The organism is Gemmatimonadaceae bacterium, from assembly GCA_036496605.1.
GTDB lineage: Bacteria > Gemmatimonadota > Gemmatimonadetes > Gemmatimonadales > Gemmatimonadaceae > AG2.
In genome coordinates this window covers 62,083-85,359 of record DASXKV010000022.1, presented here as the reverse complement: position 1 = coordinate 85,359, position 23,277 = coordinate 62,083, and the positions used below count along the sequence as shown (strand labels likewise).

At 64.2% G+C, this 23,277-nt stretch carries 23 protein-coding genes and 1 riboswitch; of the genes, 14 read left to right on the top strand and 9 right to left on the bottom strand.

Going from position 1 to position 23,277, the window contains the following annotated elements:
- Positions 1-14 precede the first annotated feature (14 nt).
- Complete coding sequence (locus tag VGH98_08045; GenBank protein ID HEY2375914.1) at positions 15-581, top strand: hypothetical protein; 567 nt, start codon at positions 15-17, stop codon at positions 579-581.
- A gap of 99 nt (positions 582-680) precedes the next feature.
- Here the strand turns inward: VGH98_08045 and VGH98_08040 are convergent, their stop codons facing one another.
- Together VGH98_08040 and VGH98_08035 are read right to left on the bottom strand one after the other, a co-directional pair.
- A complete protein-coding gene (locus VGH98_08040; GenBank protein HEY2375913.1) occupies positions 681-1,802 on the bottom strand; it encodes a hypothetical protein in 1,122 nt (373 codons plus the stop codon).
- Between the two features lie 22 nt (positions 1,803-1,824).
- Complete coding sequence (locus tag VGH98_08035; protein HEY2375912.1) at positions 1,825-2,475, bottom strand: helix-turn-helix domain-containing protein; 651 nt, start codon at positions 2,473-2,475, stop codon at positions 1,825-1,827.
- A gap of 151 nt (positions 2,476-2,626) precedes the next feature.
- Between VGH98_08035 and VGH98_08030 the strand changes: the two genes are divergently transcribed.
- Positions 2,627-3,208, top strand: a complete 582-nt coding sequence (locus tag VGH98_08030) for a DUF4142 domain-containing protein (GenBank protein HEY2375911.1) — start codon at positions 2,627-2,629, stop codon at positions 3,206-3,208.
- Between the two features lie 102 nt (positions 3,209-3,310).
- On the opposite strand, the gene VGH98_08025 is transcribed toward VGH98_08030, so the two are convergent.
- The 3 genes from VGH98_08025 to VGH98_08015 form a co-directional block, all read right to left on the bottom strand.
- Positions 3,311-3,718, bottom strand: a complete 408-nt coding sequence (locus tag VGH98_08025; protein ID HEY2375910.1) for a prepilin-type N-terminal cleavage/methylation domain-containing protein — start codon at positions 3,716-3,718, stop codon at positions 3,311-3,313.
- Between the two features lie 170 nt (positions 3,719-3,888).
- Positions 3,889-5,058 carry an LLM class flavin-dependent oxidoreductase gene (locus VGH98_08020; protein HEY2375909.1) on the bottom strand — a complete coding sequence of 390 codons (1,170 nt, stop codon included), beginning with the start codon at positions 5,056-5,058 and terminating at the stop codon, positions 3,889-3,891.
- The gene (locus VGH98_08015; GenBank protein HEY2375908.1) at positions 5,055-6,113 is read right to left on the bottom strand and encodes a hypothetical protein; all 1,059 of its coding nucleotides are present in this window, start codon (positions 6,111-6,113) and stop codon (positions 5,055-5,057) included. Before VGH98_08015 ends, VGH98_08020 begins: the two co-directional genes overlap by 4 nt.
- 283 nt (positions 6,114-6,396) lie before the next feature.
- Positions 6,397-6,471, bottom strand: a riboswitch (SAM riboswitch).
- A 110-nt stretch (positions 6,472-6,581) separates the two neighbouring features.
- On the opposite strand from VGH98_08015, the gene VGH98_08010 reads away from it, so the two are divergent.
- Both VGH98_08010 and VGH98_08005 read left to right on the top strand, forming a co-directional pair.
- A complete protein-coding gene (locus tag VGH98_08010) occupies positions 6,582-7,055 on the top strand; it encodes a hypothetical protein (protein HEY2375907.1) in 474 nt (157 codons plus the stop codon).
- Between the two features lie 59 nt (positions 7,056-7,114).
- Positions 7,115-7,267, top strand: coding sequence for a hypothetical protein (locus tag VGH98_08005; GenBank protein ID HEY2375906.1), 153 nt, complete (start codon positions 7,115-7,117; stop codon positions 7,265-7,267).
- Here VGH98_08005 and VGH98_08000 read toward each other — a convergent pair.
- Positions 7,264-7,905: a hypothetical protein gene (locus VGH98_08000; protein HEY2375905.1), complete on the bottom strand. Its 642-nt coding sequence runs from the start codon at positions 7,903-7,905 to the stop codon at positions 7,264-7,266. The two genes, VGH98_08005 and VGH98_08000, sit on opposite strands and share 4 nt — an antisense overlap.
- A gap of 37 nt (positions 7,906-7,942) precedes the next feature.
- On the opposite strand from VGH98_08000, the gene VGH98_07995 reads away from it, so the two are divergent.
- Positions 7,943-8,752 (top strand): SDR family NAD(P)-dependent oxidoreductase, encoded by an 810-nt coding sequence (locus VGH98_07995; protein ID HEY2375904.1) that lies wholly within the window; start codon positions 7,943-7,945, stop codon positions 8,750-8,752.
- Here the strand turns inward: VGH98_07995 and VGH98_07990 are convergent.
- Positions 8,732-9,262 (bottom strand): hypothetical protein, encoded by a 531-nt coding sequence (locus tag VGH98_07990; GenBank protein HEY2375903.1) that lies wholly within the window; start codon positions 9,260-9,262, stop codon positions 8,732-8,734. The two genes, VGH98_07995 and VGH98_07990, sit on opposite strands and share 21 nt — an antisense overlap.
- Positions 9,263-9,341: 79 nt before the next feature.
- On the opposite strand from VGH98_07990, the gene VGH98_07985 reads away from it, so the two are divergent.
- From VGH98_07985 to VGH98_07975, 3 genes are read left to right on the top strand one after another with little or no spacing between them, the layout of a single operon-like run.
- Positions 9,342-9,659: a hypothetical protein gene (locus VGH98_07985; GenBank protein ID HEY2375902.1), complete on the top strand. Its 318-nt coding sequence runs from the start codon at positions 9,342-9,344 to the stop codon at positions 9,657-9,659.
- 20 nt (positions 9,660-9,679) lie between these two features.
- Positions 9,680-10,141 carry a DUF1801 domain-containing protein gene (locus VGH98_07980; GenBank protein ID HEY2375901.1) on the top strand — a complete coding sequence of 154 codons (462 nt, stop codon included), beginning with the start codon at positions 9,680-9,682 and terminating at the stop codon, positions 10,139-10,141.
- Complete coding sequence (locus VGH98_07975; GenBank protein ID HEY2375900.1) at positions 10,134-11,498, top strand: FAD-dependent oxidoreductase; 1,365 nt, start codon at positions 10,134-10,136, stop codon at positions 11,496-11,498. Before VGH98_07980 ends, VGH98_07975 begins: the two co-directional genes overlap by 8 nt.
- A 19-nt stretch (positions 11,499-11,517) precedes the next feature.
- On the opposite strand, the gene VGH98_07970 is transcribed toward VGH98_07975, so the two are convergent.
- Entirely contained in the window at positions 11,518-12,873 is a 1,356-nt protein-coding gene (locus VGH98_07970; protein HEY2375899.1) for an SRPBCC family protein, read from the bottom strand.
- A gap of 187 nt (positions 12,874-13,060) precedes the next feature.
- Between VGH98_07970 and VGH98_07965 the strand changes: the two genes are divergently transcribed.
- From VGH98_07965 to VGH98_07955, 3 genes are all read left to right on the top strand, one after another.
- Complete coding sequence (locus VGH98_07965) at positions 13,061-13,399, top strand: PadR family transcriptional regulator (GenBank protein ID HEY2375898.1); 339 nt, start codon at positions 13,061-13,063, stop codon at positions 13,397-13,399.
- Positions 13,400-13,409: 10 nt separating this feature from the next.
- Entirely contained in the window at positions 13,410-16,067 is a 2,658-nt protein-coding gene (locus VGH98_07960) for an ABC transporter permease (protein ID HEY2375897.1), read from the top strand.
- Positions 16,068-16,169: 102 nt separating this feature from the next.
- Entirely contained in the window at positions 16,170-16,478 is a 309-nt protein-coding gene (locus tag VGH98_07955) for a hypothetical protein (GenBank protein ID HEY2375896.1), read from the top strand.
- A gap of 3 nt (positions 16,479-16,481) precedes the next feature.
- Here the strand turns inward: VGH98_07955 and VGH98_07950 are convergent, their stop codons facing one another.
- Positions 16,482-18,983 carry a hypothetical protein gene (locus tag VGH98_07950; protein HEY2375895.1) on the bottom strand — a complete coding sequence of 834 codons (2,502 nt, stop codon included), beginning with the start codon at positions 18,981-18,983 and terminating at the stop codon, positions 16,482-16,484.
- An 802-nt stretch (positions 18,984-19,785) separates the two neighbouring features.
- On the opposite strand from VGH98_07950, the gene VGH98_07945 reads away from it, so the two are divergent.
- From VGH98_07945 to VGH98_07935, 3 genes are read left to right on the top strand one after another with little or no spacing between them, the layout of a single operon-like run.
- Positions 19,786-21,231 (top strand): M20/M25/M40 family metallo-hydrolase, encoded by a 1,446-nt coding sequence (locus VGH98_07945; GenBank protein ID HEY2375894.1) that lies wholly within the window; start codon positions 19,786-19,788, stop codon positions 21,229-21,231.
- Complete coding sequence (locus VGH98_07940) at positions 21,228-22,178, top strand: ABC transporter ATP-binding protein (protein HEY2375893.1); 951 nt, start codon at positions 21,228-21,230, stop codon at positions 22,176-22,178. Before VGH98_07945 ends, VGH98_07940 begins: the two co-directional genes overlap by 4 nt.
- Positions 22,171-23,247, top strand: coding sequence for an ABC transporter permease (locus VGH98_07935; GenBank protein ID HEY2375892.1), 1,077 nt, complete (start codon positions 22,171-22,173; stop codon positions 23,245-23,247). Before VGH98_07940 ends, VGH98_07935 begins: the two co-directional genes overlap by 8 nt.
- Positions 23,248-23,277 lie beyond the last annotated feature (30 nt).

Here is a 23,277-nt window from a genome sequence, read left to right as displayed (position 1 = left end):
CGCAGGAACTACCCATGCCAGCTCAAGTCCATACTTTGCTCATCACCGGCGTGCCCGCCAGCGGCAAGACCAGCTTCGGCGACTGGCTGCGTGACAACCGCGGCCACGTGCATGTCGATCTCGACGCCGCCGACTGTCTCAAGACTGCCGGTCTGCCGCCCTTCTGGACAGAAAAGGAGCGCGTCGCGAGTCTCGACACCGGCCGCCTTCGCGAGTTCGTACGACATCTGCGCACGATCGGCAAGCCGTCGGTGCTGACGTGGACCTTTCCGACCGATCTCGTCGACTTCGCGCGTGAGATGACGAGCTTCGGCGTGATCGCGTGGTGGTTCGAGGCCGACCGTCTCGCGTCACGCGTCAAGTACGCGAGCCGCAACACCGTGCTGCGCAATGGTGTGTACTCCCGTGGCAAGCCCGACACAACGCTCTTCGACCGCTACGTCGGCGCGGTGAGCAGCAACTGGGCCCGCATCGCGCCGATCTTCGGCGAGCGAATCATCCGAACGTTAGGCGCGGACGGACGATTCGTGGATCCGGTGTCGATCTGCGATCGGTTGCAGGTGGCGGCCAAGGCCGCATAAGGGGCTAGAGGCTAGGGCGTAGGGGCTAGGGTTATCTGAGGCCGGCTCTTCTAGCCCCTAGCCCCTAGCCCCTAGCCCCTAGCCCCTAGCCCCTAGCCCCTAGCCCCTTCTCAAACCGACCACGATTTCGATTACGATCAAGGCAATGATCGCGATTTCGAGCAACTCCGCTCGCGCCGACTGTGCTTCGGCGTTCAGCATCCCGTACGTCTCGCGCACGATCGAGAGCTTGCGCTCGATCCCTCGCCGCCAGTCCCTTCCCCGAAAGAGCTCGAGCGCGGCGGCGTAGATTCGCGCGAGATAGACGTCGTCGGTCACCTTGAGCGCGTTCTCCACGCGCTCAATCGTCTCCGTCAGGTCGGCGACGCGTGTCTGTAGCCGCGCGAGGAGCGGGCGGTAGCGCCAGGTCGGGAGCGCCGAGATGCGGCCGCGCGCCGCAGCGATCCGGTCGTACATCGCCGGCAGCTCGTTGTCGAGCACCGCGTCGTAATAGCGAAGCTCGAGAAGTTGAGCGTTTGCGAACTCGACGATATACTCGACGTCCCGGTCGTCGGCCCGCGGCTCGATGACCAGCGCGTTGTCCCAGGTGAGGATAGTCAGATCGTCGGCATAGTACGAGAATCGATGCGGCAACAGCTCTCGTCGCGCAGCGGCGGAGAGGCTGCGGCGCTCGCGCAGGAGGAGCGGCACGATGTGCTCGTCGGTGAGCACGTCGGTGCGCATCGGCTTGTCGCTCTCATCGGTGAGTCTCGTCAGGCGGAAAACGACATAGTCCTCGACCACCATCGCCAGATTCGGCCGCTCGACCGCTGGCGCCACTCGCGCGCGCAACGCCTCGACGTGCCGCGTGAAGATCGCGCCAAGCTCCGGCGACGTGTCGACGGCGTTGCCGAACGCCGTGAACTCGTCCCACATGAGCGCTGCCGACGCCTCGACCCGGAGCTGCAGCGAGCACGTCCCGAAATCGAAGAGCCGCGCCGATACCTCCGCACGATGCTCGCCGCCGTTAATCGTTAGGCGCTCGCTCCCGAGCGCCACGAACAGCGGCGGATTCACGATCTGCAGCGCCTGCGCCTCGTTGCGTGCTGGCCGCGCTCGCGTCGCCGCGTCCGGCGCGAAGAGCGTGCTCGCCCGATCGAGGTCGATCTCGTAACCGATGTCGTACAAGCGGTACGCGATCGCAGCGGCGTCGACAACCTTGAGTTGAGGCTCGGTGCTCATGGCGCCGAGGAAGTTATCGCGACTAGGAGCGATTGCGCTGAGGGCGCGGCGTCACCACGAAGGTGCAGCGCGGCACATCGGAACGATCACACTTCTCCTGCACCTTCGCCTTCGTGATTCCCGAAACGAGCTCTTCGACCGCGCCGCACAGTGGCGGGCACTGGGCCACCGACCGGCTCAGCGGACACGCGAATCCCTTCACGACGAAACCGTTCGCCCCTGATCGTCGCACGTCGGTGTCGGCGCCGAGCGCATCGAGCACTGCCGCGGCCGCGCGCACGCGGTGTTCGAGTGTCGCACTGGCCGACACCGACGTGGCCGCCAACTGACGCCCGACGTCACGTAACAGATCGCTCAGCTCGAGCTCGCCCAGGCGTCCGGCGAGCGTGACGAGGAGCGTCGTCAGCACCGGCTCGTACGCCTTCGAGAACGCCGCTTCGCCTTCCGGAGAAACACCATAGAGTGTCGCCGGCTTCCCGACCACGCCCTCGCGCCGCACGCCGACGCCTCGCGCCAAACCATCGCGCTCGAGCGCGGCGAGATGCAGGCGAACGGCGTTGTCGGTGATGCCGATGGCCTGCGCAAGCTCGTCGACAGTCATCTGTCCGCGCCGCAGGAGCGCGAGGATCTGGCCCCTCGTTGGGGCATCCGGTTTGGGCGAGACACGAAGCATGGATCTCAAGTTGGCACCGGCTCGCGGGCCCAGACAAGAGGCAATTGCTAATAAGTACAGTTTTTGCTTGACTTATTGTCGACCGCGTGCGTACTATGCCGAACGCCCGCAGATCGCGGGTCGGCCCGTTCACACTAGCCAACTCGAGAACATGTCAACGCCCTTCCGTACTCCGATGCTTCGTGCCGCTCTCTTCTCCGGACTCGTCGTCGCCGCCACCGCGGCCGTCGCCACAGTTCATTCGCTGTACGCCGCGCCGGCGCCCGCGCCGAAGGCCGCGCTCGACGACGCCACCATCGTCGCCATCTTCGATGCCGCGAATACGTGGGACATCGAGACTGGAGCGCTCGCCGAAAAGAAGGGCACGACCAAGGAGATCCGCGATTTCGGCGCAATGCTGGTGCACGATCACACGATGGTGCGTCAACAGGGGCGTGACCTCGCCAAGAAGCTCGGTGTACACCCGACGCCGCCGAAGGATTTTGCCATGGCGAAGGATCACGAGACGGCGATGGCGATGCTGCGCGCCGCGAAGGGCGCCGAGTTCGATCGCGCATTCCTGCAGCACGAGGTTGCCTATCACAAGGCCGTCATCGACGCCGTGTCGACCACACTGCTTCCGGCAACGCAGAATCAGGAGCTCAAGGATCTCGAGACGCGTATTGCGCCCGCGTTCGAGGCGCATATGATGGCCGCCCAGCAGAAGCTCGACGGACTGAAGAAAGCAGACTGAGTAACGCTTCAGCTCTGCGCACGAAGCAGCCCCACGGACACCCGTCCGCGGGGCTGCTTCCCCTTATTCCCGAGCCCCCGTTCCCCTCGAGCCTAGACGCTCTTACGGCACGTAGCACGCCGGTTCGCCATCGCCCGCCGTGGTGATCGTCGGGCTGGTCGTGTTCACACCGATACCGCAGGTCGAACCAGCAAGCTGGCTGTGCGTAACCGTCGCCGACCAATAGCCCGGCCCGGGGGTCACGGCTGGAACGCCGACCCCAGACGAGTTCTTGAAGCCCTTACGCGTAACGAGCGTCGTCGCGGTCGTGTAGTACGTCGAATCGGAGAAGAACGCTTCCTCAGCGGTGACGAGGTTGCGCAGGTCCGACTTCATCGCCGTGACGTACGCCTTGTTCTTGGTGTTCGCGAACTTCGGAATCGCGATCGCGGCCAAGATGCCGATGATCACGACCACGATCAGGAGCTCGATCAGCGTGAAGCCCTTCCGGGCGCGAAGCAGACTAGACATGGTGGGTGTCCTGACAAGGTGTGAGTGGGTACGCCACCATGTAAGGCAACATCGATTCCATATGTCACCATGAAATCATCTGCTCTCATTGTTGAACATGCACGAAACTATGCGCGCTCATACGAAGTCGACGAGCCGCAATGCGCGGATTCATGGCGCACATTGCGCGGTTACGAAACGGTTGCCGCGTTACCGGTTCGGTTACCGTTAGGCGGACAACGCTGCTCGGCGATTTCTCTCTGGTCCCGATGCGTGTTTCGCCTCCGCCGGACATCTCCAGCGATTACTTCGGCCGCGAACCGCTCCATCTCCTGCAGTTGCGGGCTGCACTGCAACAGCAAAAGATCCACACCAGCCTCCGCGAAGCGACCGACCTGCTCCGCGACCTGTTCCGCCGTGCCAACGAGGCCCGCGCGCAGCCCACGATTCGAGACTGAATAGTCCTCGAGACTCACGCGCTGTTCGAGTTTCGTGTTTGCTACCCAATCTTGATAATTGCGATAGCCGGGCGATCCGGGCTGTACGTTCGTTATGCGCGTCACCTCGCGCGACGCTTCCCCCGGCGTGTCGCGAACTATCGTGTAGCCGGCGACGCCGAAGGCGAGTGGCGGTAGCTCTTCACCGGTTTCGCGACGCAGCGCCTCGCTCGCCTCCTCGCGCCGGCGACGCAAGTCCGCGATCTTCGGCGCGATCCGCTCTGGCGGATCGCCATGCATCACGTATGCATCGCACTTGCGCGCGATGAGTGTCTTCGCCGCTTCCGATTCACCGCCGGCGTAGATCGTCGGTCGCGCGCGTCCGTAACGCGCCGTCGTCGCCACCGGCTTCGGCTCGAGCACTAGCTCCTCGGCGCGGTAATAGTTACCTGCATAACTGAGCGTCGGCTGCTTCCAGGCGCCGTCCACGACATCGAGCCATTCGCTCGTTCGCGCGTAACGATCATCGTGGTCGTCGAATGCTGCGCCGTAGCGGCGTGCTTCGTCCTTCCACCACGCCGAGACGACATTCAGCGCGAGCCGGCCATTCGAGATGCGATCGATGTTCGCCGCCTGTTTCGCGAGGATCGCTGGCGGATGAAAGGATGGCCGAACCGCCACCATCAACTCGAGTCGATCCGTTACCGCTGCCAGCGCCGCCGCCGTCGACCACGCGTCGAGCGATGGCGCCTCGATCCCCTTGATGTCGTTCAGCAACAGCTCGGCGACGAGCGTGATGTCGTAGCCGATGTCCTCGCTTCGCCGCGCGAGCCGCTTCACGTAGTCCCACGACGCCTGCATCCGCTCGTCCTCGACGTTGCGCAACCAGCCGCCAAAGACGGGAAGCCAGTAGCCGTACTTCATGGCCCAACCTCCGCATATTGGGCAGAGTGCAGAGGGTTGCGAGCCGCGGGTAACTCCTTCACGCTCTGCCTGCCGCTCTCCGCCCGCTGCTCGAGATAGTCGACCAGTCTGACGAACGGATCGAACCCGATCACGTTCGTGGCATCGGCGACGAAGTTGGAGAGCGCGTTGACGTCATAGAAGTAGTGTTTTCCGTCGCGATCGTCGACGAGGAACTCGATGCCACCGACGTCGAGGTGCGCGGCGCGCGAGATCCGCTCGACCTGCTCGATGATCGCGCGCGGCGGCGTCGTGCCCTCGACGCGGAGACCCGTTTTCGGCGCGTCCACTGCACACGCACCGCGCACGAGCTCGACGCCGTCCGTTCGCTGGCATGCGTCAGCGGGGCAGAGATCGAACGAGCCCTGCGCCGGATACACATTGATCGCATAGAGATACTCACCGTCGAGTGTCTCGACACGCGTGATGTGCCCGTCGCGGAGTGGCGCTGCCTCCTGAACGAGCGCCGTCCCGTCGACGCCAAGGTTCACCTGGCCCAGCGCGACGGCTTGCTCGAGCACTTCCTCGTTGTCGTATCGCGTGATCCCCGCACCAGAGCCGCCGATATTCGCTTTCACGAGCACCGGGTAGCGCAGCTTCGCCTCACGGACGGCGTCGACAGCGACGTCCGGACTGTTGATGGCGCGCGCGCGTGGATACGGCAGACCGAGCGAGTGAAGCAGATCGAGCTGCGACGCCTTCGACAACTCGAGCGCGTACACGGCGCTTCCATTGACCGTTGGAATGCCGAGTCGCTCGAGATGCCGCAGCCAGTGCAGCGTGTAGAAAGTGCTTTGCGCGTGTCCGCGGAGATATGCCGAGGGGCTCGCGCGGTTGAAGACGAGTGAAAACGGAATATCCTCGAGAGTCTCCGACGGGTCGAAGCTGTGCGAAGCGGCGTCGAGACGTTCGTACGGAATGCCGCGTCGTTCGAGCTCGGCGAAGAGTGGCTTGAACCAATCCGGATGCTCGTGATAGATCGCGAGCGGCTTTTCAGATAGCGACGGCGTGGTCATGTGGTCCTCGACATTCGTGATTACGAGACACGAAACAAACCCGGTTTCCTCACCAGAGGTGACCGTGTTCGGAGGACTGTTACAGTTTCCGCACACCGGCCGACCAGGGAGGAGTTGGAGCGCGCGCGGCAGCGCGCGCGACTCCAGATGAGACTCCATCCGCGATGAGCGAAGCTCAGAGCAGATGCCACCTGGCGGATCGATGACGTCGACGTGAGACTGGCGTCCGCGAGACGGCGGACAGCGGTGTCGGATCAACGACGAAGCCCAGGCAGCTGAAAACGCCGCCCGGGCTCTCGCGTTTTAGCTCGTTGTTTTACGTGGCGGCAATAGGCGGCAAATCACCACGATTTTCGATTGTCCGTCCATCGTGAACGATGGCCGTGATGGCAAGAATACGCGGGGCACTGCAAACTGACAAGGGGCGCGATCGATTGATGCTGGCCAACAGCGAGCTCCGGCATTATTGTGGCGACCGTCCTCGTCGTGCTCGAGATGGAATTCCGCGGATTGATAACTCGCTCCTCCGTGGCGCTTGGGGCCACCTTCGCGATCGCCGCCGGCTGTCGCGACCTCCTGCTCGCGCCCTCGCCGCCAGACCTCCCCGCCGGCGCCGAGTCGCTCACGCCGCTCGCGACATACCCGGACTGGTGGAAGGCCACGGAGCAATGCGCGGGACTTCAGGGCAATATGTCTCGCGTCACCTGGTTCCTGGTACCGAACCAGACGTCGTTCGTCTACGACAACGTCCAGTACGACGGCTATTGGTGGAATGGCGTGCATTGGATCATTCTCGCCGGCGAGAAGGTGGAAGACGGGATGACCGTTAGGCACGAGATGCTTCACGAGCTCCTCGGTCGCGGCGATCACCCGGCCGAGTACTTCCAGCAGCGCTGTGCGGGTGTCGTCGTCTGCAACGAAGCGTGCCGCACCGACGACTGACTCAGCTGCGAGCTCGCGCTCGGCTGTAACGCCCCGCAATTCCGAGCGTCTTGATAGTGATGCTCAACTCCCTTGGCGCATTCATTGGCGGGACGATCGGCTGGTACGCCGGCGCTGTCGTCGGCACTGGCACGGCGTTCGTCCTCAGCATGGTCGGTACCGCCGTTGGCATCTTCGCGGCGAAGAAATTCAAAGCCAACCTCGACGCCTAACGAGTCACACGCTCCGGCGCCGGCCGGAGCGCTCGCACCGCCGTCGCGACCTCCCACCCGGAGAGCAGCGCGACCGCCGCGAGCGCGAGCCGGCTTGCCTCGTCGAAGAAGAAAACGCCGACGAGACCACCCGCCGCCGCGAGCCAGGCCAGCCACGCCAGCCACTGGGGACGCGTCGCGTCGCGGGACTCGATCGCCCCCAAGACGAGCGCGCCGAGCGCGACGATGAAGTTTCCGAACCGCGCCGCCATCAAGCCGATCGGATGCGTCCCCTCGAACACGCTCTGCATCTCAGTCTGACCGCTCGCGAATAGCGCGGCCATGTGTGTTCCGGAACCGGCCATGAAGGCAACGTCGAGCGCATTGATCGCAACACCAACCGTGATCAAAGCGAGCGCCGCAACGAGCGCTGGCGACGTCGCACCATCGGTCACCAGGCGAACCCACACGCCGGCGATGACGAGGCCCGATCCGGCGAGCATTGCCAGATGCAGGGCGCGCCAGTGCGGCGTTTCCGAGATCGTACCAAGCTGCGCTGCGGCATCACCCGAAAGCATCGGATGCATCACCGCCCCAACGCCCAGTAACGCGTTACCGAGTAACAGTGCGATCGCCAGCGGACGAACGAGACTCGACACTTAAATTCTCCGCGATGATTGAGCGTTTCTCACGCGTATGACGCGCGCGGCGACGTCGTCAAGCTATGTGTGCCTCGTAACGGGCGCGAGCCGCGGCATCGGCCAGGCAACAGCCGCCGAGCTCGCGCGGCGTGGCGCGACTGTGGTCACAGTCGGCCGCGATGCCCACAGTACGATCGCGTGCGATCTCGCATCTTTCGCGTCGATTCGCTCCGCGGCGGAGGAGATCAACGCACGCTTTCCGCGCATTCAGCTCCTCGTCAACAATGCCGGCGTGCAGCATTTGCGCCGAACGCTGAGCGGCGACGGACTCGAGGCGACGCTCACCGTGAACCATCTTGCTCCATTCCTGCTCACGCATCTGCTGCTGCCGAGCCTGCGAGCGGGATCACCTTCGCGAGTGGTCACAATCTCGTCGTCGCTTGCGCGTTGGGGCAAGATCGACTTCGACGACCTTCAGAGCGAGCACCACTACAACGGCACGCGCGCATATCTGCAATCGAAGCTCGCGAACATCATGTTCACGGCGTCGCTGGCGGAGCGGCTCGAGAACACTGGCGTCTCGGCGGTCTGCGTTTACCCTGGGCTTGTGATGACCGATCTGATGCGCGAACGCTGGTGGTGGCGCGCGCGTTGGCTCCGCCCACTGTGGCGTGGGCTGTTTCTGTCACCGAATGAGGCTGCCGAGCGAGTCGTCGTCGCGACCACGGCATCCACGCCGACCGACACCCCGGTCTGTTTCACGTTAGGCGGCCGCTATATCCGGGCACCGCGCCGGGCGCGCGACGCCGCGGCGCGAAGTCGCCTCTGGGAATTCAGCGCGCGCTCAGTCGGCGTCGACCTCTGACGGCGGACCATTGCGCGCGCGATCGAAGGCCGCCTGCGCGTAGCGGCGCACGCCCGGCCACTCGCCGCAGTGGCGCACGATCTCCGTCCCCCACCCGCACCGCAGATCCGATTCGACCTCCTCGAACGAGCGGCCGTCGTAATCCGGATTTCGTCCCGCGAGATGGCCGGCTGCGTACGCCGCGCGAACGTCGTCGTAGCGTTGATCGGCTGGGCCTACCTGGTTAAAGTGGCGACGAAACGCATCGTCGTCGTCCTTGGTCATGGCGTCCAGGATACGGCGACCGGCCCACCATCCACCGACGGCGCCCGCTATTCCACCGACCACGAGACCGACCGGGCCACCGATTGCGCCGACCGCCATTCCACCGGTTGCGCCCAGGAATCCGCCGGCGCTCTCGCCGACCGTCTCGGCGTCGCGTTTGACGTGTGGACGCGAGCCTTCACCCGCTGGCCCGCTTTCGGGCTCCGTCAGCGAATAATCCCCTTCCGCCCGCTCGTTCGTGGACATCGTTTTCTCCTTCATGTGGCATTCGCGACCGACCTGTGCATTTTGTGGTCCGACCGAGCGGCCCCATGCGGTCCTTTCGATGGCACTCTTCTCATCGCGTCCACGGCGCCCAGAGTCGTACTATCGCGGCCGCCGCGACGATTTCACGGCGGGTTTCACGATCGGCGCCGGAATCCTCGCGGCGTTCATGCGTGGCGCGCGGTACTGGCTGCTCATCGTCCGCGGCGTTAGGCGTCTCGATCCGGCGCACGGCCTGCTCGCGTTCATGTGGGTCGTTGTCAAGGCAGCCGCCGTTGGTGCGCTCGTCGGATTCGCCATAGGCTGGACGCTTGGCTTCCTCTGGGAGCATCGGCATCGACGGCGCCGAGCACGCCAGGCGCCGACCATGCCAGACTGAACTCCAACCACCATCCGCCCATGCGCTCAACCGCGACGACTCCCGAGGAGTACCTTGCGCAGCAGCCCGCCGATCGACGCACCGCGCTCGCGACGGTGCGTGCAGTGATCCTGCAGAACCTGCCTAACGGGTACGAGGAATCGATCGGAGCCGGCATGCTCGTGTACGGCGTTCCCACGGCTCATTTCGCAATGCCGAACAAGCAGGCACTCTGGTATGTCGCGCTTGCGGCGCAGAAGAATTACAACTCGCTCTATCTCATGTCGGTGTACGCCGATAAGGATCACCAACGGCGGCTGCGTGCCGCATTCGCGGAGTCAGGCAGGAAGCTCGACATGGGAAAATCGTGCGTCCACTTTCGCGCGGCCGACGACCTCCCGCTCGATGTGATCGGTGAGCTGATCGCGAGCGTGTCCGCCGAGAAGTGGATCGCCATCTTTCAAGCATCGCGGCGCAAACCGGCGAAACGTACAAATGCCTGAAAGCGCCGAAGTGGTCATCGTCGGTGCCGGCATCGCCGGCATCGCCGCCGCGTATCATCTCGCGGTTCGACACGGCGTCCGCCGAGTCGTTCTCATCGACGAGCGCGAGCCGCTGACGCTCACGAGCGACAAGGGCACGCAGGCCTATCGCAACTGGTGGCCAGGCCCCGATTCGACAATGCTGCAATACATGACGCGCAGCATCGATATCCTCGAAGAGATCGCCGAGGAGAGCGCGAACGCGTATCGACTGAATCGGCGCGGTTATGTCTTCGTCACCGCGGAAGACGAAGGCGCCGACCGACTGCGCGCGACGGCGCGATTGGTCTCCGCGTTCGGCATGGGCGAATTGCGGGAACACATCGGGAAGGCCGCGGACTATCAGCCCGCGCCAGCCGAGGGGTACACCACGCAGCCAACTGGCGCCGACCTCCTTCCTCGTGACGCCGCCCGTCGTGCTTTCCCCGGTCTCGCCCCGAACGTGAAGACGGCGCTCCATGTGCGCCGCGCGGGATGGATGAATGCCATCGCGTTAGGCGACTGGATGCTCAAGCGCGCGGCGGTTGCCGGTGTCACCTTCGTGCGCGATCGCGTGACTAGCTTCGCGACCGAGGGCGGCCGCGTGCGCGGTGTCCGGCTCGCGTCTGGCGCAACCCTCGCAACGAATCGCGTCGCGATCGCCGCGGGCCCCGGACTGCCGGATCTCCTCCGCTTGCTCGATCTCGAGCTGCCGCTCTTTCACGAGCTGCACGCGAAGCTCACTTTCCGCGACACGCGCGGCGTCGTCGCGCGCAGTCTTCCCTTTCTGATCTGGAACGATCCCGTCGTTCTGCCGTGGACGGCTGCCGAGCGCATTACGATCATGCGTACCGAGAACGCGCTCCGGTTGCTCTCGCCCTTTCCCGGTGGCGTGCACATTCGGCCCATCGACGGTCCGCATGGCGATGAGGTTTACTTCATCTGGACGTACGACATCGAGCCGCGTTCGTATACCTGGCCGCCTCGGTTCGATCCCACCTACGGCGAGGCTACGCTCCGAGGTAGCGCGCGAATGATGCCTGGCATGTCGGCCTACTTCGGTATGGCCGCGCAAGGCCTCGTCGACGGCGGATTCTACTGTAAGAGCCGCGAGAATCGTCCACTCGTTGGCCCACTCGCCGTCGAGGGCATGTACGTGTTGGGCGCGCTCTCGGGGTTCGGGATCATGGCTTCGCACGCGGGCGCCGATCTCCTCGCCGCACATCTCACTGGTGCCAAGCTGCCCGACTACGCGAAATGGTTCCTACCGTCACGCTATGACGACGCAAGCTATTGCGCTCAGATCGAGCAATGGGGCGCACAGGTGGGACAGTTGTGAGCGCGCGAGCCCGGAGCCATTAGTTCCTGGCCCCTAGCCCTTGGATATGCTCCAGAACTCGCCGATGAATCTGCCCCACGATCACGTCGGCGAAGATCGACCAGTACGCTTCGGGATAGATGCGCAGCTCGTACCAGGTACTTCCCTCGAGGCGCGTCCGGTTACCCGTTAGGCGAACGAACCGGAACTCGCCGCGCCGAGCGCGGAAGAAGCCGTCGAGGTGTGGCGGTAGCACGTTGGCGTATGGACTCCACTCGCGAAGCGGCGGCGGTTGTCGCGCGACGTCGAAGGAGAGGCGCCGCCCCGGATCCCAAACAGTGATCGGTTCGACAAAGGCGCCGGTCGAGAACTCGCAGTAGCGCGTCGCGCCGACCCCGGCGCCGTCGATGTGCGCCCGTTGAGGATACGCAATTCCCATGTGCCTAACGAGCGCAGATGGCTCCGGCAGCTCAGGAAAAGCAATCACGCGCGACCAGACGATCTCCGGTGGCGCGTCGATCTCGATCGCCGAGCGCACCTCGTGCAGTATCGCGGGGCCGCCCGGCTCGAGCAGTGGGTGCGCCGCCGGGAACAAGATCAGCGCCAGCAACGCGTGCGTCGGACGCCCGGAGTCGTGCCGTGCGATTGCGCGCCCGACGGTACCGCCCAGCAATCCGATCCCGATCGCGAGCGGCGACGCCATCAGCAGGCAGATGGCGCCCTCGAATCCAAAGGTGAACATCACGCCGGCCGCCGCCGCGAGTATGAGCAGCACGAGCTCGATTGTTTCACCATTGGTCGCCGTATAACGACGGTTGAAGACGTAGGCACTCACCGCACAAACGGCGAAGGGCGTGCCGAGAAACTGCGAAATGCCATACTCGCGAAGCCCGTAAACGCTGAGGAGCATCAGGCCGATATCGAGACCGATACCGATCGCGATCGATAGTAGCGCGGTCGGAAGCCGCGACTGGCCCGGCCGAGTGATGCGCTCCATATCGCGTGAATGGTTCCTCGGCCTTGCACTCAGGAACGCCATCAGCGCGTAGTTCGCGACCGGAATGAAAAACAGAAAAGCGAGCCAGGCGGAATGGCCAGCATCGAGCGCACGGCGAATGCTCATCGTTAGGCCGATCCAGAGAAACGGCAGCGTCCAGATCGCGAGCAATGAGAGCAGTGGCTTCGGTGCAACCGCGAGCGTGGACCGCTGAAACATCGCGCCCGTCGTTAAGTAATCCAGCGGTGTCCACATCACGTGCGCGACGAGCCAGATCAGCGCCGCGTCGACGACGTACTTGACGAGCATCAACACCAGCCCGTGTCGCACGTATTGGCCGCGCGACACCGGCGAGTCGAAGGTGAACCAGAATCGAAGAAGCCGTCCGATTCGCTGCATCGTTGGGATGACCGGGATTCCCACGAGGTTGAGGATCTACGCATCCAGGATCGCTCGCGCAATGTGGGCTCGGAATTCCCGAGACGGGATGTCCCTTCTCTCCTCTTGACTTCCGACAGGACGTCGATGAGCTTCTGTCGGAAGCCTAGAGAAGCTGGCTTCAGTGAACACCTAGCCCCCTAGCCCCGTGGCCGCCGCTCCCTCTGCCGCCGACGTCCTCCGCGGCACCCTCGACCTGCTCGTCCTCAAGACGCTGACCCTCGCGCCAATGCATGGCTGGGGCATCAGCCAGCGCATCCAGCAGTTCTCGCGTGGAGTGCTCGACGTCAATCAAGGCTCGCTCTACCCCGCCCTCCAGCGCCTCGAGCAGAAGGGCTGGATCGAAAGCGAGTGGCACACCACCGAGAACAACCGCCGCGCGAAGTACTACAACCTCACGCGCGCCGGTCGCCGCGCCGTTGGCGACGAAGCCGCAAGCTGGCGGCGGTACGTCGAGGCGGTCGAGCTCATTCTACAGGTCAGCTGAGGGCGATCCGATGGCAACCGTCAAAGGGCTGCGCGCCCGCCTCCGTGCGCTCTTCCGCCGCGGCGCCGCCGAACGCGAGCTGGACGAAGAGCTCCGCTTTCACATCGAGATGGAAACCGAGCAGAATCTGCGAAGCGGGATGCCTCCAGCCGAGGCGCGCCGACGCGCGCTGCGCGACTTCGGTGGCGTCCAGCCGACCAAGGAAGCGCACCGGGACGTTCGCGGCCGCTGGCTCGAGGAGCTGATCGCCGACACTCGTTATGCGCTGCGAACGCTGCGACGCGCGCCGGTGCTTGCGGGTGCGGCAATCATCACCCTTGCCCTGGGCATCGGCGCCAACACCACCATCTTTTCGGCCGTCAATGCGGAGATCCTCAAGCCGCTACCCTTCGCCAGCCCGGGCCGTCTCGTTATGCTGTGGGAAGAGAATCCCGAGAAGGGCTGGCACGAACAGCTCTGCGCGCCTGCGAACGCATTCGACTGGAAAGATCAGGTTCGCGCGTTCGCAGACGTCGCGCTCTATTTCCAGGGCGCCGGGCAGGCGACGCTGACCGGTGAAGGCACGCCGCAGATTCTCAAAGCTGCGGGTGTCAGCGGCAACTTCTTCGATCTGCTCGGTGTCCGTGTGCAGCTCGGCCGCGCGCTCACGGCTGATGAGACCTGGTCCGCGAGCGGCGTCGCGCACACTGCGGTGATCTCGGATCGTTTCTGGCGCGAGCGCTTCGGTGCCGACGGGCACGTCATTGGCCGCAGCATTCGCATCGATGGCCAGCCGACCGAGATCGTCGGCGTAGCTCCGGCGGGATTCGCCCTTCCAGTCGAGGGCGTCGACATCTGGCAGCCGATGGCGTGGAAGCCCGAGCTCCGGAGAAAGATCTTTTTCCGGCGTGCTCATTTCGTGCGCGCGATCGCGCGGCTCGCTCCCGGCGCCTCCTTCGAGACTGCCGACGCGCAGCTTCAGACGGTCGCGAGCCGTCTCAAGTTGCAGTACCCGGAGACCAATAAGTACATGGGCGCGGGCCTCACACCGCTGCACCGCTTTCTCGTCGGCGACACGCAGCTGCCGCTGCTCGTGCTGCTCGCCTCCGTCGCGCTGCTACTGCTCATTGCCTGCGCCAATGTCGGCAACCTGCTTCTCGTTCGAGCCGCGGGCCGCGAGCGTGAGGCGGCGCTCCGCCTGACGCTCGGCGCCGGTCGACGGCGTCTCGCGAAGCAGGCACTCACCGAAAGTCTTGTGCTTTCGGCGCTCGGCGGCGTTGCCGGCGTCGCACTCGGTGTCGTCGGCATCCGTGTGCTCGAGGCGCTGCTGCCGGGTGGCATGCTCCGCTCATCGCACTTCGCGGTCGACTGGACCGTGCTCGGCTACGTTGTCCTCATCGTGCTCGGAAGCGGTATTCTCTTTGGTACGGCGCCCGCGCTCTGGATGGGTCGTCGCAGTCCCGCGGAATCGCTGAAGGAGGGAGGACGCGGCGGCGATTCGCGCCGCATGCGCCGCTGGACCGAGTTGCTGGTGGTCGGCGAAGTCGCGCTCGCCGTCGTGTTGACGTTAGGCGCCGGGCTGCTCGTGCGCAGCTTTCGCGAGCTGATCAGCGTCGATCCCGGCTTCGATCCGCGCGGCGTGCTCGCGATGCAGATCGCGTTGTCGGGACCGAAGTACGACTCGGCGTCCCAACAGCGTCTCTTCTTCGAGCAACTCGTCGAGCGCGTCAAGGCCCTCCCTGGCGTCGAAGGCGCCGCGGTGACGACGGTGCCTCCTCTCGCTGGTACCGGCTACACGAGCGATTTCGCCATCGCCGGACGCCCTGCGGGCGAGTACTACACGGAGATCACGCATCGCTCCGTGATGACGGATTACTTCCACGTCATGCACGTGCGGCTGCTCCGCGGCCGAATCTTCACTGCGGCGGACAGGCAGGGCGCGCCACACGTGCTCATCATCAACGAGCAGGTCGCGCAGAAGTACTTCAAGGGCCAGGACCCCGTCGGCCAGCGCATCACCTTCGACAAGATACCTAACGACTCCTCGGAGTGGTCGACGATCGTGGGCGTCGTCGCCGGCGAGCGCCAGCGTGACCTCTCCTCCGAGCCGTTGATCGAGGCGTACATCCCGTATGCGCAAGAGATCCAGTCCGCGGTGTCGCTGCTCTCACGGACGAACGGTGATCCGAGCGGCCTCGCCCCGGCAATCCGTCGCATCCTCGGCGAGATGGATCACAATGTCGCCGTCGCCGACGTCCGCTCGATGGAGATGATACGCGCCGCGTCGCTCGCTCGTGAGCGTTTTCTCATGGCGATGCTCGTCGTCTTCGCCGGCGTGGGGCTCTTGCTCGCCGTGGTTGGCGTCTACGGTGTACTCGCTCAGGTCGCGCGACGCCGCACGCGCGAGATGGGCATCCGCATCGCCCTCGGGTCGCCGATCGGGCAGGTGCGATGGCTGGTCGTTAGGCACGGCCTCGGGCTCGTCACGGTCGGCGTCGTCATCGGCATCTCGGCGGCGCTCGTCGCGACACGCGGACTCGGTGCGCTTCTGTACCACGTCGCGCCCGCGGACCCGGTGACGTTCGTCACGATTCCGATGCTGCTCGCGATCACGGGAGTCGCTGCAGCGTGGGTTCCGGCCATTCAGGCGAGTCGCGCTGATCCCGCGGTCGCGTTGCGCTCCGAGTAATTCACGCCTTCCGAAGGCCAGTCAGACTCATCGATTTGACCAGAGTGGAACGACTCTTTCATTAGCGTGCCGGGGTCAGACAGCGATCCTTTCACGCACCCAATGACGCATCGGAAGATCAAGGACGGGGATGGGAAGTCGTGGGACGTTTGGGAGGTCTATCCTTCTGTCGTCGAGCGCCGCATGAGTGGGGAGTATCCCATCGCTGAGACGGGCGACGGATCCAGGAAGGAGCGACGCGAGGTCCGCCTGCTCATTCCCTCCGCGCTCCAACATGGGTGGCTTGCATTCCAGGCTGGCAACGATCGCCGGCGGCTCGTGCCGATCCCCGACAATTGGAGCGCGTTCGACGAGGACGCGCTCCTCGCGCTCCTTCGTCAGGCGCAGCTTACCGACGGCGACTCCAAATGACGATCAGAAGCGAGCTTCGACGTACATGTCGACGCGAATACGCTTCTGGGGATAGAGACCGCGCGCGACGTCGAAGCGGAATAGCCCATCCATGAACGAAGAGCCGAGTCCGACGCCGCTCATCGGCCGCCCGATTTCGTTCTTGTAGAGGAGCGTTCGGTCGCCCGTCCAGCCGATGTCGCCGAACAGCGACGGACGGAAGCCCCCTGCGTCGTACGCCAGCTCGGTGCGCGTCAACCAATAAGCATTGCCGCTCTGCGCCGTATCCGGGCGCTGGCCGCGCACCGTTTGCGCACCGCCCAGGTACCAGAGGCGCTGGGTCGGCACCGTGCCGACGCTCGTTCCGCCGGAAAGCGTAACGGCGCCGAGCAACTGCTTGGGTAGTCCGTGCGAGAGCGTGAAGTCCGCCCCGCCGCGCGCGTAACGATTCCAGAGCGTATCGCTCCTCGAGACCGCCGTCGCCGCTTCCAGCCTCACATCCGTCAGGAGCCGCAATCCACGGGGATCCAGGCCAGTGGTGTGATTCACGCGCAGGCCTGTGCCAACATATTGCTCGTTCTCGGCGACGATGTTCGGAATGAACGAGGGGCCGAGCGAGAAATCCGTCTTCTGCTTGGCGGTACGCTCGTTCTCGAAGAATAGACGCCAGTCGATGTGCGCGCCGTCGCTGCGCGGATCGCGCGTACGCGTGAGCTCGACACCCGTCGTGCGATAGTAGAATCCTTCGTCGCGCCCAAAGAGCAGCGCCGACACCGAGCTGCCGAATGAAAGTGGATTTCCCCAATCGTTCGCGGCGACGAGCCGATTGTAGCCAGTCAGTGAGTACGTCTTCTCGAGATTGGTTCGCTCGACGGACAGCTCGACGTTAGGCTGGACGTCGGCGAGGCCGATGCGGCCCAGCGCGCGCGCGTTGTAGCCACCACCGAGTTGCTGCTCTGCCTCGCCGCCGATGGAGAAGCCTTCCACGCGATTGTATCGCATGTACTGCGCTCCCCATTTCAACGTCGGTGGCGGCAAGCGACCCGAGCCCAGGAGAAATGGCGGCTGCGCTCCGAGGGAAAGCGCCTCGGCGATGAGCGCATCGCGCTCCTTGGCACCGAACACCTCTTCACCCGGATCGAAGATCGATCCGGGAAGATCAGGAGAGTTGGCGAGCTTTTTCACGTCGCAGGGCACGCGATAGGCCGTCTGGAGCTGGACGCCATTTCGCCACCCTTCGGAGTGTCTGACGATCCGATAGGCGCTCGTGTCGCACTGGCTTGGAGGCGCCTTCAGAAGGCCCTCCCTCACCGAGTCACGACGCGCGTGCCGCAATTCGCGCAGCGAATCGCGCATGTGATTCGCCACGGAGTCAGGAAGCGTGTCGAGCCTCAACTGATTCGCCACGACGACGGGTCCCGGGAGGCTTTCAGCGGCGTTCACCGACGCGTACTTGAAACTCTGCTCCATCTTGAACGGCACGCGCATGAACGACACCTGGGCACTGCCCTCGGCAGCGCGCAGTCGCGGTAGCCAGAAGTGCCCCTCGTACAATCCGTACTCGATCGCCACAGCGCTGATCTGCCCGTGCATCGGCGAGATCATCGGCATCACCCATCGCGGAACGTCGTCCGTTGAGTGGGGGTCGTCCTGCTTCGCTACTTCCCAGATGTCGATCGGCGCCGCGAAACGATACGCTGCGCGCACGAGTTGCCCGCTCTTCGTATCGAACCAGAACGACCCGACCACGAGATTCCACTTGGGCTCGCGCGGCCGAACCCGCAGCTCTCGCAGTTTGACGCTCGACTTGTCCGGAAGGCGAATCTCGATCGAGTCGCCGCTTTCATACTGGTAGTACGCCTCCGACCCCTTAGCGAGGGGGTGCACGAACTCACGTTCGTCGACGCTCGTTCGCGCCGCCTCGCCCATTACCCAGAGCGCCTCGTATCCCGGATAGTAGGGAATGGCCGCCATGTCGGCTTCCTCGGCCATGTCTTCCTGCGCTTCGTCCTGCGCCTCTTTCGGCGCGATCGGGATCGCCGTTCGCTGGCCTTTTACATCGACCCACGCCCCGATTCCGCGCTGCCACCTGACTCGCGAGACATTCTCAGTTCGAAAAATCAGACGGTCGCGTCCGATTCTCGAAAAGCCCATCCCTGCCGAAATGCGCTGGTACGCGGTGGCGTCGTAGCTCAGGAGCGCCGAGTCCTGCGACAGCCGCGAGATGCGCGCGCGTGCGAGGAGGTCACGCGCAGTCTGATCCTTGAAAGCCGTCGCAAGGACCCTGGCTGTCACGGGAAGGCGGCGAGAGTAGTTGTGGCTCCTGCGTTGCTGCTCGCCAACGATCACTGAATCGGTGCTGTCCTTCACTACCGTAATCGTATCGCCGCGGCGATTCGGACCGCTGCCGCTCGTGATCGAGATTGCGCCCCCTGCGCTGTCTCTCTTGAGGCTGTCCTTCTTTTGCGCCTGTGGAACCTGGAGGGCGACGGAGCTGACGGCGATCGCGGCGAGGAATATAGACATGAGCGGATGGGAGTTGCGGCGACTGAGCGTACGACCTTAACCAACATCGGGTTTCGGCCGACAACCACCACTTTCCCACCCGCTCTGCGTCATTCCGTTCCAGAACCGGCTCAACGCGGGCCTGGTATTCCGCCTCGTGACGGAAGGGCACGAGCCGGTCGCGAGTTTTGTGCACCGTCAGCATCGGGATCTGTAGGTTGCCCGTTGGCTCGTAGTTGTGCTCGAGCCAGGCAACCACGTCCGGCGTCGCCGGATATCGCCCTGATACCCGCATTGACCCCACCATAGGCAGCATCGGGAATCAGCGCCGGAAGGGCGCTGCTATAGGTCGTTTTCGAGTTATCGAAAAGGATGTGCCCGTGTGTCCTTGCGAGCAGATCGTTTACACCGATCGCCTGATACGCGAGCGCATTGACCAATGAAGTCACTAGCTCGGTCGCGGCGCTGCCGGCCAACTGCACCTGCTTCGTGCTCCCGGGAAGGACTCCAGGATAGAAGAGGTCGAACATCGTACGCGCGTTGGCGATGTGGTATGGGGATTCTCCGTGCGACAGGTGGTCGGTGGACACCTAACGACGGGTTGCCGTTAGGCCCGACAATGTCCGGACCTAATCGCACGACCCATACGTCCGATGACCTAGCAGCTTCCGGTGATGTGCATAGCAACGTGTCCACCGGCTGCACCGGAACCCCCGAGTTGCGCTCTCCCGTGCCGTCCTTTCGATTAGGGCCGAGTCGCGCGACCGTCGAAGCCCACCGGCGGTCTCTTCGGTAGCCTCCGTCTCAATCCCTCACCAAACTGATGCCTGCCTTGCGCTTTACTCTTCGCCGTGCCGCACTTGTCGCCACGGCTTTCATTCCGGTAATGCCTTCGCTCATCTACGCGCAGCAGTCTGCCTCGATCGATTGGAATCGTTTGCGCGAGGAAACGGTGGAGGTTCTCGCCGACTACATCCGAATCAACACGACCAATCCTCCGGGCAACGAGCTCCAGACGGCGCTCTATCTGAAGCGCATCCTCGATCGTGAAGGAATCCCTGCGGAGATTCTCGACACGGCCGAGCTCAAGCCAGCCGGCCGCGCAAACCTCTACGCTCGGCTCAAGGGCAACGGAACGAAGAAAGCCATTGCGCTCGTCCACCATATGGATGTCGTTCCGTCCGATCCCCGCTACTGGAGCGTCGACCCTTTTTCCGGCAGGATCAAGGACGGTTACGTGTGGGGACGCGGCGCGCTAGACATGAAGGGGGAGGGGATTATCCACCTCATGGCGATGATCGCGCTCAAGCGCAGCGGTGTGCCGCTCAATCGCGACATCGTCTTCATCGCCAACTCCGACGAGGAGTTGGACGGCCTCGGCGCGGAGACCTTCGTCAATCGGCACGCCGACGTTCTAAAGGATGTGGAATACCTCATCACCGAGGGCGGAGACAACAAGTTCGAGAACGGAAAGCTTGCGTACTATGGTGTCGGCATCGCCGAGAAGCGGACCTTCTGGCAGCACGTGACCGTGCACGGAACGCCGTCCCACGGATCACGTCCGACGAGCAAGAATCCGGTGCCGCGTCTCGTTGCGGCGCTCGATCGGATTGCCAAGTACGAAACGCCATTGCACGTCACGCCTGGCGTCGACAAATACTTCCGCGACATCTCGCGAAGCTATTCCGGCGAGCAGAAACAATGGCTGTCGAACGTCCGCGTAGCGTTGAATGATCCAGCGGCGCGCTCCTGGATTCTCAGCGACGTGTACTGGAACGCGATCCTTCGCAATACGATCTCGCTCACGGGACTCAAGGGCTCTAACAAGACGAATGTCATTCCGGCCGAGGCGTCCGCGGACCTCGACGTTCGGCTTCTGCCCGACGCGGACCCAGACGAATTTCTCGCCACACTGCAGGGTGTCGTCGCCGACACGGCGGTACACTTCGAGCCTGAGCTCGCGCCCAAGCCAGCCCTCGAGAGTCCAATCGAAACGGAATTCTTCCATGCGATCGAGCGTGCCGCGCACGATCGCGATCCGAACGCCTTCGTGACGACACCCATGCTCACCGGCGCGACCGATCGGCCGACGTATCGGAAGCTCGGTATCGTGACGTATGGCTTCGATCCGTTCAAGGTCGAAACCACCGATGCACAACGCGGTGTGCACGGCAACGACGAACGCCTCTCGGTGGAGAATGTCGGTTTCGGTGTGCACTATCTCTACGACGTGTTGCGCTACGCGCAGGGGACGCGCGTCACGCCATGAGCAATTCACTGGCGGTGTCGGTGCGGGGGCTGCGCAAGCGCTACGACGACGTCGTCGCCGTGGACGGACTCGATCTCGAGATCGCCACCGGCGAGTGCTTCGGGCTGCTCGGGCCTAACGGTGCCGGTAAGACGACGACCGTCGAGATCTGCGAGGGGCTTACCGCGCCAGACGAAGGGGAGGTCGTCGTGCTCGGCCGCCGGTGGTCGAGCGACGAGCGCGAGCTCCGCGAGCGACTTGGCATCCAACTCCAGGAGACACAGCTGGCGGAGAAGCTGACTGTCGCCGAAACGCTCGAGCTCTTTCGCAGCTTCTACCAACGCGGTCGTGCGGTCGATGATGTGATTCGGCTCGTGCAGCTCGACGAAAAGCGCGACGGTCGGGTCGGCAAGCTCTCGGGTGGACAGAAGCAGCGGCTCGCGCTGGCATGCGCGATCGTGGGCGATCCGGACCTGCTATTCCTCGACGAGCCGACGACCGGACTCGATCCGCAGTCGCGTCGCCAGATCTGGGAATTGGTAGAGGAATTCAAGTCGATGGGTCGCTCGATTCTGCTCACGACGCACTACATGGACGAAGCGGAGCGCCTCTGCGATCGCGTGGCGATCGTCGATCACGGCCGCGTGATCGCGCTTGGCACACCTCGTGAGCTGATATCGTCGTTAGGCGCCGACCACGTGGTCGAGTTCGTGCTCGTTCACGACGGCGGCGACCTGAACGAACAGACGCTGCGCGCGATGGACGGCGTCCGCGGCGTGCGGCGCTCCGGCGCCGGGAACAACGGCAACGCGTGGGAGCTGCGCTCGAGCGAGCTCCATCGCAGTGTGCCGGCGCTGTTGGCCGAGCTGACGCGGCACGACCTCCAGCTCGCCGCACTGCGCACGCACTCGGCGACCCTCGAGGACGTGTTCGTCCACCTGACGGGGAGGCAGCTGCGCGATGAGTGAATTCGCATCGTCCACCCCGCGGCGCTTTGGCATCTCGCCATCGCTCGTGCAATTGTCGTCCGTCCGCTTCAAGGAATATCTGCGGGAGCCGGAGGCCGTGTTCTGGACATTCGCGTTCCCGATCATCCTCGCGATCGGGCTCGGCATCGCGTTTCGGAACCGACCCGCGGAAGTCGTGCATATCGCCGTGGTCGGTCCGTCGGCGGCGGCGACACGCGTGACAGCGGCCGCGCGCGCCGATTCGGGGCTCGCCGTCGAGCAGCTCCCGGCCGACAGCGCGTCCGGTGCGCTGCGCATCGGACGCGTCGCCCTCGTCGTTGTCCCTCGCGCCGACGGAACGGTGGAATATCAGTTCGATGAAACGCGACCCGATGCTCGCAGCGCGCGGCTGCTCGTCGACAACGCGATCCAGCGTGGGTATGGCCGCGCCAACACGGTAGGCGTGAGCGAGACGCACGTGCGCGAACGTGGCTCCCGCTACATCGACTTCGTCATTCCAGGCCTCCTCGGCATGAACATCATGGGGAGCAGCATCTGGGGACTTGGATTCACCATCGTCGACGCGCGCCGTAAGAAGTTGCTCAAACGCCTCGTCGCGACACCGATGTCGCGGGTGGAGTATCTGTTGGCGTATCTGATTTCGCGGCTCGTGCTGCTCGTTGCCGAGGTCATCGTGCTGCTCGACTTTGCCGCGGTGTTTTTCGGCGTGCCCGTCCGCGGGTCGTTCATTCAGCTGTCGCTCATTATTCTCGCTAGCGTGTTCGCCTTTGGCGGACTCGGTCTCTTGATCGCGTCGCGCGCGCAAACGATCGAAGGCGCGTCTGGGCTGATGAATGTGACGATGATGCCGATGTGGGTCTTGTCCGGTGTGTTCTTCTCGTCGGAGAATTTCCCGAAGGCGTTCCAGCCATTGATTCAGGCGCTGCCGCTCACCGCAACGAACAATGCCTTACGAGCGAGTATGCTGCGCGGCGAGGGATGGACCGTGGTTGGTCCGGAGATCCTGTTGTTGCTGGCGTGGGCGATCGCGACGCTCTGGTTGGCCCTCAAGTGGTTCCGGTGGCGCTAGGCGACACGCTCATGAGCAGGCGGAGTCGCG